The sequence below is a fragment of the Pandoraea communis genome (assembly GCF_902459745.1).
In the GTDB taxonomy this organism is placed as follows: Bacteria; Pseudomonadota; Gammaproteobacteria; order Burkholderiales; family Burkholderiaceae; genus Pandoraea; species Pandoraea communis.
In genome coordinates, this window is sequence record NZ_CABPSJ010000006.1 from 84,622 (window position 1) to 101,338 (window position 16,717).

Here is a 16,717-nt window from a genome sequence, read left to right on the forward strand (position 1 = left end):
GCACACCCACCGGCATGTGCAGTGGTTGGCCATGCCGTCTCGGCACAGTGTCTCGCCACGGCTCGACGATTAGGAATTTATTCCATTTCCCGGAATATAGGTTGCACGTCTGTGCGATGCGTCTAGGATTGCGTGGTACTCCACGGCATCAAGCCCCCAAACAAGAACAGGAGGAAGACAATGCAACGCCCCAATGCCGTCCACGCCGCCAGTGTGCTGGCCTTTGCCGTCACGACGTGGAGCGCGTCCCTGCATGCCGCCGATGGTGCGGCGGCTACGCCATCGCAAACACTTACCGTCGCCGGTCTGTCGCAACCGGCCGACATCCTGATCGATCATAACGGCGTGCCGCATATCTTCGCCGCCAACGAGCGCGACGGCTTCTTCGTGCAGGGCTTCAACGCCGCACGCGACCGGCTGTTCCAGATCGACCTGTGGCGGCGCCGCGGACTCGGCCAGTTATCCGAAGTGTTCGGGCGCGCCTACGTCGCTCAGGACGACGCCGCACGCCGCTTCGTCTACCGGGGCGACATGGCCACCGAGTGGCGCCGCTACGGCCCCGACGCGAAACCCGCCGCCGAGGCGTTCGCCGCAGGCGTGAACGCCTATATCGGCTGGCTCGCCTCGCACCCCGACCAAATGCCGTACGAGTTCCGCAAGGTCGGCTATTGGCCGGCGAAGTGGTCGGCTGAGGACATCGTGCGCATTCGCAGCCACGGTCTGACACGGAATCTGAAGAGCGAAGTCGCCCGCGCCAAGGTCGTATGCCGCGCCTCGCTCGACGCCGACGGTGTGCGCGTGGGCCTGCAACCGACGTGGAAAACGCAAGTGCCCGACGGTCTCGATCCGTGCCTGCCCGACGATCTGCTGAAGGTCTTCGATCTCGCCACGCAAGGCGTGAAGATCACTAAGGACTCCCTGCAACAGGCTGACGCCGATATCGTGCAACTCGCGGACAACGGCCCGTACGACGTCTCGACCGAATCGGCCGAAGGCAGCAACAACTGGGTGATCTCGCCGCAAAAGTCGGCCACGGGCCGCGCCATCATGGCGAACGACCCGCATCGCGCCTATGCCGCGCCGAGCCTGCGCTACATCGTGCAGGTGAGCACGCCCACGCTCAATCTGATTGGCGCGGGTGAGCCGGCCATTCCCGGCGTGGCGATCGGCCACAACGGCACCATCGCTTTCGGTCTCACGATCTTCAACATCGATCAGGAAGATCTGTACGTCTACGCGTTGAACCCCGCCAACCCCGATCAGTATCGTTATCGCGGCAAGTGGGTGCCGATGCGCACCGTGCACGAGACCATCGAGGTGCGCGACGGCACCCCGGTGCAGACCAATCTCAAGTTCACGAAGCATGGGCCGGTGATCTACGTCGACGCAGACAAGCATCGCGCGTACGCCGTGCGCACGGCGTGGCTGGAGCCGGGCATGTCGCCCTACTTCGACGCCATGCGCTACATGCGCGCGAAAACCTATGCCGAGTTTCAGACGGCGCTCAATACGTGGGGCGCGCCGACCGTCAATCAGGTCTATGCGGATACGGCCGGCAATATCGGCTGGGTGCCCAGCGGCATGGCCCCGATCCGTCCCAACTGGGACGGCCTGATGCCCGTACCGGGCGACGGTCGTTACGAATGGGCCGGCTTCTGGCGGGGCGATCAATTGCCGTCGGCGTATAACCCGGCGGCCGGCTATTTCACGACGTCCAATGAGATGAACCTGCCGGCCGGCTATCCGTACGCCGAGCGCAAGCTCGGCTTCGAATGGACCAACGGCTCACGGCATGCTCGCATCGACGAGGTGCTCAAGGCGAAAGACAAAGTCTCGATCGAGGACTCGGAGCGGCTGCAAAACGACATCGTGTCGATTCCGGCGCGGCGTCTCATGGCGCTGCTCGCCCCGCTCTCGAGCGACGACCCGCAAACTGACGCCGCACTCAAGTTGCTCAAGGGCTGGAAGGCCGACATGCAGGCGGACTCCGCCCAGGCCGCGCTCGAGGAAGTCTGGTTCAGCCGCCATCTGGGCCGTGCCTACAAGAACGCGGTGCTGCCCAAGGCCGCCGCCGAGAGTTTCGGCGCGCCCGACCCGGCCGCCATGCTCGTCGCCCTCGAACAACCCGCCGCACGCTTCGGCGAGAACGCCAACGCGAAGCGTGACGCCGTGTTGCTCACGAGTCTGGGCGAAGCGTGGGGCGAGATGGTCAAGCTGCAAGGCAGCGATCCCGGCGCATGGCAGTGGGGCAAGCTCCAGACGAATCTGAACGCCCACCCGCTCGCCGACGCCGTAGACGCCGATATGCGCGCCAAACTCAACGTCGGCCCGCTGCCCAAAGGCGGCAGTCCTTTCACGCCGAACCAGTCGACCTATCGAGTGAGCGACTTCCGGCAAACGAACGGCCCGTCGTTCCGGATCGTGGTCGATGTGGGCAACTGGGACAACACGCGCGCGATGAATCTGCCGGGCGAGTCGGGCAACCCGGACAGCCCGCACTATCGCGATCTGGCACAGAAGTGGCTCGACGGCGAGTACTTCAAGCTGCCGTACTCGCGTGCGGCAGTCGAGGCGGACACCGAGTCGCGTCTGCATCTGGTGCCGGAGGGGTCACGTTGAGCCATCGTTAGATCCAGTATCGAAGACGTCAAAACGGCCGATGGGAGACGCCCACCGGCCGTTTTTCATGTCGCGAGCACGGATACTTTGATCAGTGACCGCCCGGCACGAATTCCGGCTTCTCACGCTTGGCGTCGCGCGAGCGGTCCACCGCGTTGGTCGGTACCAGCAGCAGCAGCAGCACGACACCGATCGAAATCGCCAGGATCGACAGGAATGTGAGGTGCAGCGAATGTTGCAGCACCGCGCGAATCGCCTGATCGGCCACCGTCGACACGCCCCGGTCTTCCAGCACGTGACGCAACTGATCGGACGTGACGACGCCCACGTCGCTCGAGTGCGTCAGCCCGAAGTTGAGCACGGCGCCGAAGAGCGTCGCGCCCAACGTGCTGCCGAGATTGCGCGAGAAGATGTTCGACGCCGTGGCGCTGCCACGCTGCGACGGGTCGACCAGTTCCTGAATCAGCACGAGCGCACTCACGCTGCCCGTGCCCATCGAGAAGCCCATGAGTAACGAGCCGAACCCGGCGAGCAGCGGCGAACTGCTCGGCCCCAGCAACGCGAAAACGATCCCGCCGACCGGCATCAGCAAGCTGCCGCCCACGAGAATGCGGCGCAGGCCGAAACGCGTGAACGTCTTGGCGGCGAGCGTCGCGCCAATCGGCCAGCCCACCATGATCATCGTGAGCGCCATGCCCGCCACGACCGGGGTCTGACGCAGCACGCCCTGCGCGTACATCGGCAGGAAGGTTGTCAACCCCATGAGCACCATGCCCGAGAGCAGCGTCGCCGCATTGGCCGCCGCAATCGGACGACGGCTCCACAGCGCGAACGAGATCATCGGGTCTTTGGCGCGGCGTTCCTGCCAGACGAACAGCAGCGACGCGATGGCGCACGCGAGCACTCCGGCCCAGACATGCGTGTCCGAGAAGGCGTTGGCATCGGTGAGCGCGATCATAAGCGCCGCCACGGCAATCGTGAAGCACACGGCGCCGAGTATGTCGATGCTCGGGCGCTGACGCGGGGCGTCTTCGTGCAGATACGCGATGAAACCCGCCGCCGCCAGCAGACCGATGGGGATGTTGATCCAGAAGATCCACGCCCACGACAGATCGCGGATGATGATGCCGCCGAGCATCGGGCCGAGCACGGCCGAGATAGCCCACACGCTCGCCAGATAGCCCTGCACCTTGCCGCGCTCGCTGATCGGATAGTAGTCGGCGATGATGGTCAGGCTGACCGGCTGAATGCACGCGGCGCCCATGCCCTGCAACAGACGAAACGCGATCATCGCGGGCATGGACCACGCCAGCCCGCCGCCGAGCGAGGCCACCAGGAAGACGGCGATCCCCACGAGGATGACCGGCTTGCGGCCATAGAGATCGGCCAGCTTGCCGAACACCACGGTCATGGCGGTCTGCGCGAGCAGGAAAGCGGAGAAGACCCAGCTATACAGATTCAGGCCGCCGAGCTGGGCGACGATTTGCGGCATGGCCGTCGAAATGATCGTGGCCTCGATGGCAACCATGGAGGTCGCTGCCATGACGGATGCCACGATGAATGGCCGCATGGAATGGCGTGTCGCAGACATGTGTTCTTTTAGTGTGGGGAATCGAGCGCACCAACTTGCGATGAGTGCCGTCGCACCCCTGTCAGGTGCAGCAGCCACGCCAGAGGACGGAAGACGGGGATCGAACGTGGCGGCAATGCCGCATGCGTAGTCAAGACGACTTGGGTCTGGCGATGGCGACAAGCATAGCCGAACGTGGAAAAACGCGTACGGCACTCACGGCGCCATCAGCCCTTGCGCCGCCAACCCTTACGCCATGGGGCTTGGCACCTCGCAAAAGACCTTTCTTCGAGACAGGTTTTAGAAGGTTTTGGACGACGAAAAGACCCCCGCGCGACGCGCGTCCGACATTCCGCCGTTGCCACGGCGCGACATCGAGCGTCCCGATTTTCGGCGCGCTTGTGCGGCCTATCGTCGCACTAAGCGCAACAACGCGAGCAGTACGATGGCGCCGACAGTGGCGGTGATAATTCGCCCGAGCGTGCCGTATCCCACGGCAATGCCCAGATGCCGCAGCAGCCACGCACCGACGAACGCGCCGATCACACCGACGACCATGTCGCCGACAAGACCGAAGCCGCCGCCGACCACCATCCCGGCGAGCCAACCCGCCACGAGTCCCACCAGCAAGAGCACCACAATGTCCATGATCTGTCTCGTGTGTGGCGTCAGGCCGCGCGGCTGCGCTTGATGGTGCCGTAAATCACCAGCAGCACGATCGCACCGATGATGGAGGCGATCCAGCCGGCCGACTGCCCTTCGGTGTAGAGGTGGAGGAACTGTCCGGCATAGCGGGCAAACAGCGCGCCGGCAATGCCGAGGATGATGGTCATGATGATGCCCATGCTATCCCGCCCAGGATGCAGGGCGCGTGCGATGAGGCCGACAATCAGACCGACGACGATGGTGCCGATAATGCCCATGACGTGTCTCCAAGGACGGGAACCCGATGGCAGTATAGCCTCGAAACCGGCCGTTTCGACAATCGCCACCAACCGCCCCGCCGGCCGTGGCAGCCGCCTGATATATCAACAAATACGATGGTGGTGGTCCGCGCTATATGGGATATAAGGGATGCCTATTTGTCAAAATCGGACGGCTGCGCGATGATGGCATACGCTGTTCCACCGCGCGGGACATGCGGCGCCACCGAAACGGGCATCGCGTCGACGCGCTATAATTGGGGGCTATCAGATCCCCCCACATCATGCAACTGCTCGCTCTCGGCCTGAACCATCACACGGCGCCCGTCTCGCTGCGCGAACGGGTGGCGTTTCCGTTCGAGCGAATCGAGCCGGCGCTGGCGGGCCTCAAAAGCCTGTGGACCGGTAGCGATAGTGGCAAATTGAGCGCCCCCGAGGCAGCCATTCTGTCGACGTGCAATCGCACCGAGATCTACTGCGTCACCGACGATACCGCCGCGCGCGAGCGCGCGGTGCACTGGCTGGCCGAGTTTCACAATATCCCGGCGGGCGACCTCGCCCCTCACCTGTATGCCCTTCCCCAGTCCGACGCCGTGCGTCACGCCTTTCGCGTGGCGAGCGGGCTCGACTCGATGGTGCTCGGTGAGACACAGATCCTCGGTCAGTTGAAGGATGCCGTGCGCACAGCCGCCGAAGCTGGCGCACTGGGCACGTATCTGAACCAGCTTTTCCAGCGCACGTTCGCGGTCGCCAAGGAAGTTCGCGGCCAGACCGAGATCGGTGCGCATTCGGTGTCGATGGCCGCCGCAGCGGTACGGCTCGCCCAGCGCATTTTCGAGAGTATCGACACGCAGAAGGTGCTGTTCATCGGTGCAGGCGAGATGATCGAGCTGTGCGCCACGCACTTCGCCGCGCAGAACCCGAAAGCACTGTTCATCGCCAACCGGACTGCCGAGCGCGGCGAAAAACTCGCCGAGCGTCTGGGCGGCACGGCCATCCGTCTGTCGGAGTTGCCGCAGCGTCTGCATGAGTTCGACATCGTCGTGTCGTGCACGGCGAGCACCTTGCCGCTGATCGGACTCGGCGCGGTCGAGCGCGCCATCAAGGCCCGCAAGCACAAGCCGATGTTCATGGTCGATCTGGCCGTGCCGCGCGACATCGAACCGGAAGTCGGCCGTCTGGCCGACGTCTTCCTGTACACCGTCGACGATCTCGGTGCGGTCGTGCGCGAAGGCAATGCACTGCGTCAGGCAGCGGTCGCGCAGGCCGAGGCGATTATCGAGACGCGCGTCCAGAACTTCATGCAATGGCTCGACGCCCGCAGCGTCGTGCCGGTCATCCGCGACATTCACGGCTCGGCAGAGGCCATGCGCCTGACTGAACTCGAGCGTGCCCAGCGCATGCTCGCGCGTGGCGACGATCCCGCCGCCGTGCTCGAAGCCCTGTCCCAGTCCCTCACCAAGAAATTCCTGCACGGCCCGACCCACGCGCTGAACACGGCGCGCGGCGATTCGCGCGAGCAAATCATTCACCTCATTCCCGAACTGTTCCGCACCTCGGGAAACGCCGAAAAATAGATGAAAGCGAGCATGCAAGCCAAGCTCGACCAGTTGACGCAACGTCTGGTCGAGCTTGATGGGCTATTGAGCCAGAGCGATGTCACGCGCGATCTGGACAACTACCGCAAGCTCACGCGCGAACACGCCGAGCTGGCGCCGGTCGTCGAGCAATATCGCCAGTACCGCGACGCCCAGGACGATGTCGCGGCGGCGCAAGAGATGGCGGCCGACCCGGAGATGCGCGAGTTCGCGGAAGACGAAGCCGCGAATGCCCGCGCTCGCATGGACGACATGGAAGGCACGCTGCAACGCATGCTGCTGCCGCGCGACCCGAACGACGACCGCAACATCTATCTGGAAATCCGTGCGGGCACCGGCGGCGATGAGTCGGCGCTGTTCGCCGGCGATCTGCTGCGCATGTACACACGTTACGCGGAACGCCAGCGCTGGCAGGCCGAGATCGTTTCGGCGAGCGAATCGGATCTGGGCGGCTACAAGGAAGTGATCGTGCGGCTGATCGGCCAGGGCGCATATTCCCGTCTCAAGTTCGAATCGGGCGGTCATCGCGTACAACGCGTGCCGGCCACGGAAACACAGGGCCGCATTCACACGTCTGCCTGCACGGTGGCGGTAATGCCGGAAGCCGACGATGTCGCCGACGTCGAAATCAACCCGGCCGACATTCGCATCGACACGTTCCGCGCGTCGGGGGCTGGCGGGCAGCACGTCAACAAGACGGACTCGGCGGTGCGTATCACGCATTTGCCGACGGGCATCGTCGTCGAGTGTCAGGACGACCGCTCGCAGCATCGCAACAAAGACAAGGCGCTCAAGGTGCTGGCCGCGCGCATCAAGGACAGTCAAATGCGTGCCCAGCAAGCCAAGGAAGCCGCCACACGCAAGAGCCTGATCGGCTCGGGCGACCGCTCGGAGCGCATTCGCACGTACAACTTCCCGCAGGGGCGGATGACGGACCATCGCATCAACCTTACGCTCTACAAGCTCGAGTACATCATGGACGGCGATCTCGACGAGATGATCAATGCCCTCGTCACCGAGCATCAGGCCGAACTGCTGGCGTCGCTGGGCGAGGCCGCCTGATGACGCCCGATGCCGGCGCCGCGCCGCACGCGGACGCCACGGTCTGCACCGTCGCGTCGTTGCTGCGCGAACCGGGGCTGCCACTGCCGGAGTCGCGCATCCTGCTCTCGCATGTGCTCGGCTGGCCCCGCACGCAACTGATTACCCGCGACCGCGAGCCGCTTGCGCCCGAGACGCTCGCCGTCTATCGCGCGCTGCATGCGCGTCGCGTGGCGGGCGAGCCCATCGCCTATCTGACAGGTGCGCGGGAATTCTTCGGCCTGACACTGACGGTTAGCCCTTCCGTCCTCATTCCCCGGCCGGAAACCGAATTGCTCGTGGAGCTGGCGCTTGCGCGTCTGGAAGCTCGCACGGCACCGCGCGTGCTCGATCTGGGTACCGGCAGCGGTGCGATTGCGCTGGCCATTGCCCACAGCCGGCCCGACGCTCAGGTCACTGCGCTCGACCGCTCAGCCGACGCGCTCGACGTTGCCCGTGAAAACGCGCGGCGACTCGGTCTGGACGAGCGCGTTGCGTTCGTCGCGAGCGACTGGTACGCGGCATTGCCCGGCAACGCTGCACCGTTCGACATCATCGTCTCGAATCCGCCGTATATCGTGTCGGGGGACGAACATCTCTCGCAAGGCGATCTGCGCTTCGAGCCGGTCGACGCCCTGACCGATCACGCAGACGGCCTCGCCGCTTTGCGCACGATCGTGGCCGGGGCGCCCTCGCGCCTGCTGCCGGATAGCTGGCTGCTGTGCGAGCATGGTTACCATCAAGCCGCCGACGTACGCGAACTTTGCCAGGCGGCGGGCTTTGCCGACGTTTTCTCCGAACGCGATCTGGCGGGCATCGAGCGCACCACAGGTGGCCGGCGCGTCTGAGCGCGTGCCGACAGGCGAAGCCGAAAACCGCTAAAATGCCGGATACGCCGAATTTCCGGCATCCCCACGGGCTTTTTCACCATGACCACCCAGCAACGTATCCAGCAAATCGTCACCGAACATCCCGTCGTGCTCTTCATGAAGGGCAACGCGCAATTCCCGATGTGTGGCTTCTCGGGCCGCGCCGTGCAGATCCTGAAGGCCTGCGGCGTCGACAATCTGTTCACGGTGGACGTACTGCAAGACGAAGAAATCCGCCAGGGCGTGAAGGAATTCGCCAACTGGCCGACCATTCCCCAGCTCTATATCGGCGGCGAATTCGTCGGCGGCTCGGACATCATGATGGAGATGTACCAGAGCGGCGAACTCAAGCAGGTTCTCGCCGACCTCGCGTAGCACCGTCTCGATGACAGTGTCGACGGGAGCGCCGCAGCCCGCGCGTCTGATCGTTGCCATGACCGGCGCGACCGGTGCAATCTACGGCGTACGCTTGCTTGAACGGCTGCGCGCCATGGGTGGCGTCGAGACGCATCTGATCGTGTCGAGCGCAGCCTGGCTGACCCTGCGTCACGAACTCGGGCTGGAGCGTGCCGACGTGCAGGCGCTGGCCGATCAGTACCACAGCGTGCGCGAGATCGGCGCGAACATCGCCAGCGGCTCGTTCGCGACGGCGGGCATGATCGTCGCCCCCTGCTCGATGAGAACGCTCGCGAGCGTCGCGCACGGGCTCTCGGACAACCTGATCGCCCGCGCCGCCGACGTCACCCTGAAGGAGCGCCGCCGCCTTGTGCTGATGGTGCGCGAAACGCCCTTCAATCTTGCGCACCTGCGCAATATGACCGCTGTCACCGAAATGGGCGGCATCGTCTATCCGCCTCTGCCTGCGTTCTACAACCGCCCGGAATCGCTCGATGCGATGGTCGACGACACGGTCGCGCGGGTGATCGACCTGTTCGGCATTGCGCCGCCCATCTCCATGAGTTGGGACGGCCTTGGCAAGGACACCGAAGCCTGAGTCCGCAGCGAGCCGGCTGAGCGCCCTCATGCGGCCGCTCACTTCACGCCGTCGACCCAGCGCTGCAACGTGTCGAGCGCGCCTTGCCACTGCCCGGCCGCCGACTGCGAAGTCGCGGTTGACGCCAGCGTGGCCGCCGCGCAGCATGGCGGGGGCATTCGGAAAACGGCGTCTGTCGTGTAGACCCGCAACATGCGTAGTCTCCAACCGAGTGCCAGCAAGACCCGCATGGACTATAGTGAAAACGCCACACTTTGCGTGCCAAGCCGCATTCCCCGTGGTGTGACATGTTCGCGACCGGAGTTTGTCATGGAGACCGCCCTCTCGCCTGTTGTCGTCTACGCCGTCGTGACGCTCGTTTTCGTCATGCTGGTACTCGTCGTGCCGGCTGGCGCCCGCTGGCGTCAGGTGGCATGGCCCGCGTCGATGCCGACGCTGTCGCCACATCGCCCGGGAGACCTGCTCGGCACCCCGCGCACCCCCTACTGGCGCTCGCCGAACGAGACGCAGGACTTGCGGCGCCCGTCGTACTTCACAACTTCGGCACGGCGCGGACGTCGTCCCGCGAGTTTTCTCGCCCCGCGAGATCACGAACGACGCTGAGTCGCCGCCGCGCCTCGCCTGCGAACGCCATCGCAGGATTCCTTACGCCTTGTTACATATGTAGTGCCGCCGTAGCACAGGCCGGTACGTGTGCTCCGTAAAATCGGGACCACGAATCGCGCGTCAGTGCGCGTCCGGACAATGCGCACCGGCAGGCAAACAAGGAGAACGGATGAAGGGTCAATACCGGGCCGCTGCTGCGGCCATCACGACAACCGCAGCGGTACTCATTTCAAGCAATGCGTTCGCACGCACCGACGTCTCGGTGAACATCGGCATTCCGGGGCCGGCCATCGTGGCGCCCGGCCCGGTCTACGCACCGCCGCCGGTCTATGCTGCTCCAGCGCCGATGGTCATGGCGCCGCCGCCGGTAGTCTACGCACCGCGACCTCAATATTGGCGTGGCCCGCCGCCGGGGCATTGGCGTCACGACCGCGACTGGGATCGCCGCTATTACGATCGTCGCGACTGGCATCACCGCCATTGAGTCCGTTCACCGCGAACGCCGTCCCGACAGTGACACAGGTTCGCGGCAACCGATGAAAAAGCCCCGCAAGGTAAAACCTGCGGGGCTTTTTTATCGCGTTTTGAAAATGCTTCGCTTCCTTGCTTCCTTGCTCTCTCGCCCCCTATTAGGACGATGCAATTTCATCGCCACTTTCTCTATCCGGCCTTCACGCCTTTACGACTTTACGCCCCAAAACGCTGTTCACACATTAATACCGATAGCAGCACGGATGCCCATAATAACCGCCGTAATACGGCCGGGCCGGGACAACCACACACCCTGCAAGCGTGACGGCAAGTAGCGCAGCAACGACGAGCTTCATGATCTGACTCCTGAAAGTGGAACGTGAATCCGTTCGCTTTCTTTATATCGTTGCGCCTACAGGAAGCCCATCACGCGTCTGTAAGTCGTGTAAGCGAAGGTTGCCAAATCGGAAATGTGTCGCACTTTGTTACGTTACATCCGGCGAACGCGGCCGTGACGTCGCACCGGCCAGAGTCGCAGGAAGTCAACAACGACAAGGGTTTTCGGCGATCAACCGGTCTGGCATGGGGATTGCGTGGCGACAGGTGTCGCCCTTTCAACTGCCCCGAAGCGTGCGACTTTGCGTCAAGCCTCCCCTCGTTTCAGACGCGGGGGGAGGTCTTTTTCCCGCAGTTCCGATCTGCTGTGCCGAGCGTTCCCGTCAACGGATCGCGCCAATGTCCTGCACCGCTCCCGCGCAGGCACACACCAATTGCGCGCTTCATTTGCGTGTTTGAAATGTATTGACGCAATAACAGCGTCGACTTCACGTGCCATTCCTCTATCTTTAAATCCTTATTTGACGCGGCTTTCGAAGCATTTTTACGTTTCGATGCAAAAACAACATGCGGGTAGGCACTGATCTCAAGTTGCATTTTGCGCTGTCGTAATCGGGTCTATAGAGGACTGCGCACCCATGATTGAACTCGCGCAGCATCCCTTTCGTGACGGCCGCACGACACGCGCCGGGGGCTAGCCTATAAGGGGAGAAGGTCATGGAAATCGCCACGCCTGAATTCCAAATGGAGCAGCAGGAACTACAAGCGGTCAGCGCCGCGCTCAATCGCGTGCAGGCCGTCATCGAATTCGACTTGCAGGGCCGCGTCCTGCATGCCAACGAGAATTTCCTGCGGACACTCGGCTACCGGCTCGATGAAATTCAGGGCCAGCACCACCGCATGTTCTGTGCGAGCGATTACGCGGCGTCTGGCGCGTATCTCGAATTCTGGTCCAAACTCGGTCGCGGCGAGTTCGACGCCGGCGAATACAAGCGCATCGGCAAAGGCGGCCGCGAGGTATGGATTCGCGCGTCGTACAACCCGGTATTCGACACCAACGGCGTGCCCTATAAGGTCATCAAGTTCGCCACCGACGTCACCGCCGACCGGGGACGTCAGGCCGAATTCGAAGGCAAGGTGCGCGCGATGGACCTCGCGCAGGCGGTCATCGAGTTCGATCTCGACGGCGCCGTCATCACGGCCAACGACAACTTCCTGAAGACACTGGGCTACTCGCTCGACGAAATTCGCGGCAAGCACCACCGTCTGTTTTGCGAGCCGGAGTATGCCGCCTCGCAGACGTATCACGACTTCTGGGCAAAGCTCAATCGCGGCGAGTTCGACGCCGGACGCTACAAACGCATCGGGCGCGGCGGCCGTGAAATCTGGATTCAGGCGACGTACAACCCGATTCTCAATGCGAACGCACGCCCCTACAAAGTGGTGAAGTTCGCCACCGACATCACACAGCAGGTCGAACTGGAGGCAAGCGTCAAGCGTCGCGCCGAAGACGACCAGCGCAAGGTCGCGCTGTTGCTCGACACGGTCAATCGTGCGGCAGCGGGCGATCTGACCGGAGACATCGCCGTCTCGGGCACCGAACCGATCGATCAGTTGGCCGGCGGCATTCGCCACATGATGGACGATTTGCGCGGCGTGATCGGCAAGGTGGTCAATTCGGCGGGCGAGTTCTCGGGCGCGTCGCGCGATATTGCCGAGCGCGCCAATACCGTGGCCACGGGTGCGCAGGCGCTCGGTGCGACGGTCGAAGAGATGAACGCGTCCATCGAAGAACTGACGGCGTCGATCAACTCGATTGCCGACAACACCAAGGGCGCCGATCAACTCGCCAAAGCGACTCAGCAGGAAGCCGAAACCGGCGCACGCGCCATCGCACGCTCGGTCGAGGCCATGGAACTGATCAACAAGTCGTCGGAAGACATCAGCGAGATCGTGAAGGTGATCGGCGAGATCGCCGGGCAGACCAACCTGCTCGCCTTCAATGCGGCCATCGAGGCCGCTCGTGCGGGTGAGCACGGACTCGGCTTCTCGGTAGTGGCCGACGAAGTGCGCAAGCTTGCCGAGCGCTCCTCGCAAGCCACGAAGGAGATTTCCAAACTCATCAACGAGTCGACCAAACGTGTGGCCCAGGGTAGCGAAGTATCACGGCAGGCGGGTGAGGCGTTCGAGAAGATCGTGGGCGGCGTGTCACGCACCACGCAGGCGATCTCCGAGATCTCGTGCGCGGCCGAAGAGCAACTCGTCGCCGCACGCGAAGTGAGCCTCGCCATTCAGCACGTCGCGGAAGAAACGGAAAAGTCCGCCGGCGCGTGCGAGACAATCGCGCAGGCAACGACCGGCCTCAATCAGGGCGCGGAGGAACTCGACCTCACCGTATCGCGATTCAAGGTGTAAGCACGATCTGGCGGTGACCTCGGGGCTTGCGCCCCAGCCGCCCCCCCCCCCCAGCATCTTCCGGTTCTGACCGGCCGAGCGCACAGAGCCGGATCAACCGTCCGCCAAGAGGGCCCATATGGCAATGGAAATCGAAGCCGAGGCCGATCCCGGTACCCAGTTGGCACTTCTGCGTGCCGTTCACCGGTACACCGGCATCTCGATGAACGAGAAGAAGTGGACGATGTTGCAGGGACGGCTGCGCCCTCGCCTGCGCACGCTCTCGCTGCGCTGCTACCGCGACTATCTCTCGCTGCTCGAAAACACGCCCGATGAAGTGCGCAACTTCGTGAATCTGGTCACGACGAACGAGACCACGTTCTTTCGCACGCCGCGCGTCTGGGACTATTTCTCTGCGCATTACCTGCCGCGTTGGCACGCGTCCAATCCCGGGCGCCCCTTCCGGATGTGGTCGGCCGCCGCCGCTTCCGGCGAGGAGCCGTACTCTGCCGCGATGCTCTGCGAGGAATTTCGCGCACGGCACACCGGCTTTCAGTATCAGATTCACGCCACAGACATTTCGAGTCAGGTGCTGGCGGCGGCGATGGCCGGCAACTACGCCGGACGCAGCGTCGACGGACTGAAACAGCAACGCCCGCCAATGCTGGCGAAATACTTCCGCCCGAATGCCGGCGGCTTCACCGTGGTTGCGGAATTACGTTCGCACATGACATTTGCCGAACACAACCTGTACCAGCGCATGGCGCGTCGTGAGGCGTTCGATCTCGTGATGCTGCGCAATGTGCTCATCTATTTCGAAACGGCCGATCAGGAACGTGTTCTCGAGAACGTACGCCGCACGCTTGCCCCCGAAGGCGTGCTGATTGTCGGTGAATCCGAGTCGCTTGCGCGGCTCTCGACCGGCTATCGGTTTGAGCAACCGCTCATTTACCGGAATCAGGGAGCGTCAAATGGGGCCGTCGCATGACATTCAAGTGTTGATGGGCGAGGTGCGCATCGGGCGCGGCGAAGACGTGCTGCGCGCCACCCTGGGCTCGTGTGTGGGCATCGGTCTGATGTGGCGCGCGCGCGGGCTATATGGACTTGCCCACTGCCTGTTACCGGAAGCGCCGAATCCAACACTCGTCATCGGTGCGAAGTACGTCACGCAAGCGGTGCCTTCGCTGCTTGCGTTGATGAAGGCCGACGGCGCACGCCGCTGCGAGATCGAAGCCGTGATCGCGGGCGGCGGCAACATGATGCCGCACCAGCCGGCCGCCCGGCACGGGCTGATCGGCGTCGCCAACGCCAACATGGCGCAGGCGTTGATTGCCGAGACCGGTATTCCGATCGTGCATGTCGAGGTTGGCGGCGAGATCGGACGGCAACTCACCATCGACTGTGCGCATCACACGTTCTATGTGCGCACGATCGGCGCCAACGGGGGCGCTGCGGTGCCGCGTCGCCCCTCGCTTCGACTCGTGGGACGGGAATCATGAATGCGCGCACGCCGGAATTTCCTTTGCTGCGTCACGACGCCATCGCGGGCACGACCGTGCTGCCGCCCACGGCGTCGCCCTATCGGGGATATGCAGGCTTCGGGCACGGTGTCGACGGCGGAGGCAACCGTAGTGCGGATTACGGCGCACCGTCCGCGCCTCGTCACGCTAACCCGGACGACATCGAAGTCTTCGGCTCGTTTCATCTGGGCGACGTCGAGTTCGCGCTGCCCATCGCCCCATTGCAGGAAGTGGTGAACTACCCAGAGCGCGTGACACCCGTACCGCTCTCGCCGCCGTTTTTACTCGGCCTCTTCAACTTGCGCGGCACCCTCATTCCCATCGTCGATCTGAAGCCGTTGCTCGCCATCGCGCCGGAGGCATCGACCGGAAACTTGCCCGTGAACGGGAAGATTGCCGTTGTCGACGTCGACGGCGTGCGCGTAGGGCTGCTGTTCGACGCGACGAGCGAGATCCTTCGCGTGCGCGCCTCGCAACGCACCAGGTTCGAGTACGCCCCGTCTCACACCGCGCCGCAGGTGATCTCGGGGGCAATCAAACTCGACGGCGGCGAGCGCATTCTCCAGATCCTCGCGCCGGGTGCGCTCGTCCATATCGAGAACATGCCGCAGTTGCTTGCGCGTCAGGCGCTCGCCGCGCCGCAGCGCCGCCAGCAACGCCAGCGATTGCAGTGCGTGTCGTTCACGGTCGAACACTCACGCCTCGCGTTGCCGATGGGCGCGATTCGCGAAATCATCCGCATTCCCGAATTACAGAAGTCGGCGCTCGCCGGTGTGTTTTGCGTTGGTATGCTCAATCTGCGCGGCACGGTCGTACCGGTCATCGACTTCGCTCAGTTCCTCGGGCTGCATGCGAGCCGCCCGGAGGCCGGCATCGCGGGCACGGCGTCGGACCCGCGCCGGATTCTGATCGTCAAACAGGAACATGTGCACTTCGGTTTGCTGGTGGATGCCGTAGACAGCATCGTGACGTCCTTCGCCGACGAATTGCTCGCCATGCCGTCTTTCAGCGCCTCGCACGCGCAGCTTTTCTCAGGCTGCATCGTGCACGAACAGGCAGATGCAGACGATATCATGCTGCTCAACGCCGACCAGCTCTTCACGCACTCACAGGTGCTCGAACTTACTCACGGGCACCGCGAACTGTATCGGGAGACAGACAACGCGCCGCGCGCCAAAGCGGGCGATTCGGCCTGGAGCGGCACCGGCGCGAAATCGTCGCGCGGTACGCGCCACGCTTACGTATCGTTCCGATTGCAGCACATGCTGGCGGTGCGGCTGGACCAATTGCGCGAGATCATCCACGACTCGCCGGACGTGATGCCCGCCCCAGGCGCGCCGCCGTTCGTGCGCGGCATGCTCAATCTGCGACGCGAGTTGGTCACCATCGTCGATCTGCGGGCGCTGTACGGCATGCCGCCGCAAGACGATGCCCAAGCGCGCAAGATTCTCGTCATCGAACACGGCAGGGACAAATTCGGGCTGCTCGTCGACGCCATCGAGAACATCGTCACACTGGACGAAGCCGACAAGCTGCCGATGCCCGCCATGCTGCTCGGCCGGGCCACGCACGAAATGCGCAACGACATGCGCGAAGCCGTCGAGTTGCCAGCGGCAGACGGCGCCCAGCGCACGGCCATGCTGCTCGATCTGCAACCGCTCAAGTCGCGGCTGGAGGCAGCGCTCGCACAGTAGACGACGGCAATGCCTTGGCAGACGTGTTCAGCATGGTGCGGGC

At 63.7% G+C, this 16,717-nt stretch carries 17 protein-coding genes; 12 read left to right on the forward strand and 5 right to left on the reverse strand.

What is annotated here, in order from left to right:
* The first annotated feature begins 180 nt into the window (after positions 1-180).
* Positions 181-2,619: a penicillin acylase family protein gene (locus tag PCO31110_RS20140; RefSeq protein ID WP_150691269.1), complete on the forward strand. Its 2,439-nt coding sequence runs from the start codon at positions 181-183 to the stop codon at positions 2,617-2,619.
* A 91-nt stretch (positions 2,620-2,710) separates the two neighbouring features.
* Here the strand turns inward: PCO31110_RS20140 and PCO31110_RS20145 are convergent, their stop codons facing one another.
* The 3 genes from PCO31110_RS20145 to PCO31110_RS20155 form a co-directional block, all read right to left on the reverse strand.
* Entirely contained in the window at positions 2,711-4,210 is a 1,500-nt protein-coding gene (locus PCO31110_RS20145; protein ID WP_036662271.1) for an MDR family MFS transporter, read from the reverse strand.
* Between the two features lie 387 nt (positions 4,211-4,597).
* Entirely contained in the window at positions 4,598-4,837 is a 240-nt protein-coding gene (locus PCO31110_RS20150) for a GlsB/YeaQ/YmgE family stress response membrane protein (protein WP_010808688.1), read from the reverse strand.
* 20 nt (positions 4,838-4,857) lie between these two features.
* Positions 4,858-5,112: a GlsB/YeaQ/YmgE family stress response membrane protein gene (locus PCO31110_RS20155; RefSeq protein WP_010808689.1), complete on the reverse strand. Its 255-nt coding sequence runs from the start codon at positions 5,110-5,112 to the stop codon at positions 4,858-4,860.
* Positions 5,113-5,396: 284 nt separating this feature from the next.
* On the opposite strand from PCO31110_RS20155, the gene hemA reads away from it, so the two are divergent.
* The 5 genes from hemA to PCO31110_RS20180 all read left to right on the forward strand — a co-directional run bounded on the left by hemA (position 5,397) and on the right by PCO31110_RS20180 (position 9,653).
* Complete coding sequence (gene hemA, locus PCO31110_RS20160) at positions 5,397-6,689, forward strand: glutamyl-tRNA reductase (protein ID WP_010808690.1); 1,293 nt, start codon at positions 5,397-5,399, stop codon at positions 6,687-6,689.
* Positions 6,690-7,772: a peptide chain release factor 1 gene (prfA, locus tag PCO31110_RS20165; RefSeq protein ID WP_010808691.1), complete on the forward strand. Its 1,083-nt coding sequence runs from the start codon at positions 6,690-6,692 to the stop codon at positions 7,770-7,772.
* Positions 7,772-8,638, forward strand: coding sequence for a peptide chain release factor N(5)-glutamine methyltransferase (gene prmC / locus PCO31110_RS20170; protein ID WP_010808692.1), 867 nt, complete (start codon positions 7,772-7,774; stop codon positions 8,636-8,638). The genes prfA and prmC overlap by 1 nt, the downstream gene beginning before the upstream one ends.
* A gap of 81 nt (positions 8,639-8,719) precedes the next feature.
* Positions 8,720-9,034 (forward strand): Grx4 family monothiol glutaredoxin, encoded by a 315-nt coding sequence (grxD, locus tag PCO31110_RS20175; protein WP_010808693.1) that lies wholly within the window; start codon positions 8,720-8,722, stop codon positions 9,032-9,034.
* Between the two features lie 10 nt (positions 9,035-9,044).
* Complete coding sequence (locus PCO31110_RS20180) at positions 9,045-9,653, forward strand: UbiX family flavin prenyltransferase (protein ID WP_010808694.1); 609 nt, start codon at positions 9,045-9,047, stop codon at positions 9,651-9,653.
* 38 nt (positions 9,654-9,691) lie between these two features.
* On the opposite strand, the gene PCO31110_RS25760 is transcribed toward PCO31110_RS20180, so the two are convergent.
* Positions 9,692-9,847: a hypothetical protein gene (locus PCO31110_RS25760; protein WP_168162884.1), complete on the reverse strand. Its 156-nt coding sequence runs from the start codon at positions 9,845-9,847 to the stop codon at positions 9,692-9,694.
* 115 nt (positions 9,848-9,962) lie between these two features.
* Between PCO31110_RS25760 and PCO31110_RS20185 the strand changes: the two genes are divergently transcribed.
* Both PCO31110_RS20185 and PCO31110_RS20190 read left to right on the forward strand, forming a co-directional pair.
* Entirely contained in the window at positions 9,963-10,256 is a 294-nt protein-coding gene (locus PCO31110_RS20185; RefSeq protein ID WP_010808695.1) for a hypothetical protein, read from the forward strand.
* 172 nt (positions 10,257-10,428) lie between these two features.
* Positions 10,429-10,743 (forward strand): hypothetical protein, encoded by a 315-nt coding sequence (locus PCO31110_RS20190; RefSeq protein ID WP_010808696.1) that lies wholly within the window; start codon positions 10,429-10,431, stop codon positions 10,741-10,743.
* Positions 10,744-11,390: 647 nt separating this feature from the next.
* On the opposite strand, the gene PCO31110_RS20195 is transcribed toward PCO31110_RS20190, so the two are convergent.
* Positions 11,391-11,663 carry a hypothetical protein gene (locus tag PCO31110_RS20195; RefSeq protein ID WP_150691270.1) on the reverse strand — a complete coding sequence of 91 codons (273 nt, stop codon included), beginning with the start codon at positions 11,661-11,663 and terminating at the stop codon, positions 11,391-11,393.
* Positions 11,664-11,783: 120 nt separating this feature from the next.
* Between PCO31110_RS20195 and PCO31110_RS20200 the strand changes: the two genes are divergently transcribed.
* The 4 genes from PCO31110_RS20200 to PCO31110_RS20215 all read left to right on the forward strand — a co-directional run bounded on the left by PCO31110_RS20200 (position 11,784) and on the right by PCO31110_RS20215 (position 16,674).
* Positions 11,784-13,481: a methyl-accepting chemotaxis protein gene (locus PCO31110_RS20200; protein ID WP_010808697.1), complete on the forward strand. Its 1,698-nt coding sequence runs from the start codon at positions 11,784-11,786 to the stop codon at positions 13,479-13,481.
* Between the two features lie 118 nt (positions 13,482-13,599).
* Entirely contained in the window at positions 13,600-14,448 is an 849-nt protein-coding gene (locus PCO31110_RS20205; protein ID WP_246189916.1) for a CheR family methyltransferase, read from the forward strand.
* Positions 14,432-14,959, forward strand: coding sequence for a chemotaxis protein CheD (locus tag PCO31110_RS20210; protein ID WP_010808699.1), 528 nt, complete (start codon positions 14,432-14,434; stop codon positions 14,957-14,959). The genes PCO31110_RS20205 and PCO31110_RS20210 overlap by 17 nt, the downstream gene beginning before the upstream one ends.
* The gene (locus PCO31110_RS20215; RefSeq protein ID WP_150691271.1) at positions 14,956-16,674 is read left to right on the forward strand and encodes a chemotaxis protein CheW; all 1,719 of its coding nucleotides are present in this window, start codon (positions 14,956-14,958) and stop codon (positions 16,672-16,674) included. The genes PCO31110_RS20210 and PCO31110_RS20215 overlap by 4 nt, the downstream gene beginning before the upstream one ends.
* Positions 16,675-16,717 lie beyond the last annotated feature (43 nt).

Coding starts and splice junctions, on each gene's coding strand:
- PCO31110_RS20140 (WP_150691269.1), top strand. CDS start 181: ATGCAACGCCCCAATGCCGTCCACGCCGCCAGTGTGCTGGCCTTTGCC.
- PCO31110_RS20145 (WP_036662271.1), bottom strand. CDS start 4,210: ATGTCTGCGACACGCCATTCCATGCGGCCATTCATCGTGGCATCCGTC.
- PCO31110_RS20150 (WP_010808688.1), bottom strand. CDS start 4,837: ATGGACATTGTGGTGCTCTTGCTGGTGGGACTCGTGGCGGGTTGGCTC.
- PCO31110_RS20155 (WP_010808689.1), bottom strand. CDS start 5,112: ATGGGCATTATCGGCACCATCGTCGTCGGTCTGATTGTCGGCCTCATC.
- hemA (WP_010808690.1), top strand. CDS start 5,397: ATGCAACTGCTCGCTCTCGGCCTGAACCATCACACGGCGCCCGTCTCG.
- prfA (WP_010808691.1), top strand. CDS start 6,690: ATGAAAGCGAGCATGCAAGCCAAGCTCGACCAGTTGACGCAACGTCTG.
- prmC (WP_010808692.1), top strand. CDS start 7,772: ATGACGCCCGATGCCGGCGCCGCGCCGCACGCGGACGCCACGGTCTGC.
- grxD (WP_010808693.1), top strand. CDS start 8,720: ATGACCACCCAGCAACGTATCCAGCAAATCGTCACCGAACATCCCGTC.
- PCO31110_RS20180 (WP_010808694.1), top strand. CDS start 9,045: ATGACAGTGTCGACGGGAGCGCCGCAGCCCGCGCGTCTGATCGTTGCC.
- PCO31110_RS25760 (WP_168162884.1), bottom strand. CDS start 9,847: ATGTTGCGGGTCTACACGACAGACGCCGTTTTCCGAATGCCCCCGCCA.
- PCO31110_RS20185 (WP_010808695.1), top strand. CDS start 9,963: ATGGAGACCGCCCTCTCGCCTGTTGTCGTCTACGCCGTCGTGACGCTC.
- PCO31110_RS20190 (WP_010808696.1), top strand. CDS start 10,429: ATGAAGGGTCAATACCGGGCCGCTGCTGCGGCCATCACGACAACCGCA.
- PCO31110_RS20195 (WP_150691270.1), bottom strand. CDS start 11,663: ATGCAACTTGAGATCAGTGCCTACCCGCATGTTGTTTTTGCATCGAAA.
- PCO31110_RS20200 (WP_010808697.1), top strand. CDS start 11,784: ATGGAAATCGCCACGCCTGAATTCCAAATGGAGCAGCAGGAACTACAA.
- PCO31110_RS20205 (WP_246189916.1), top strand. CDS start 13,600: ATGGCAATGGAAATCGAAGCCGAGGCCGATCCCGGTACCCAGTTGGCA.
- PCO31110_RS20210 (WP_010808699.1), top strand. CDS start 14,432: ATGGGGCCGTCGCATGACATTCAAGTGTTGATGGGCGAGGTGCGCATC.
- PCO31110_RS20215 (WP_150691271.1), top strand. CDS start 14,956: ATGAATGCGCGCACGCCGGAATTTCCTTTGCTGCGTCACGACGCCATC.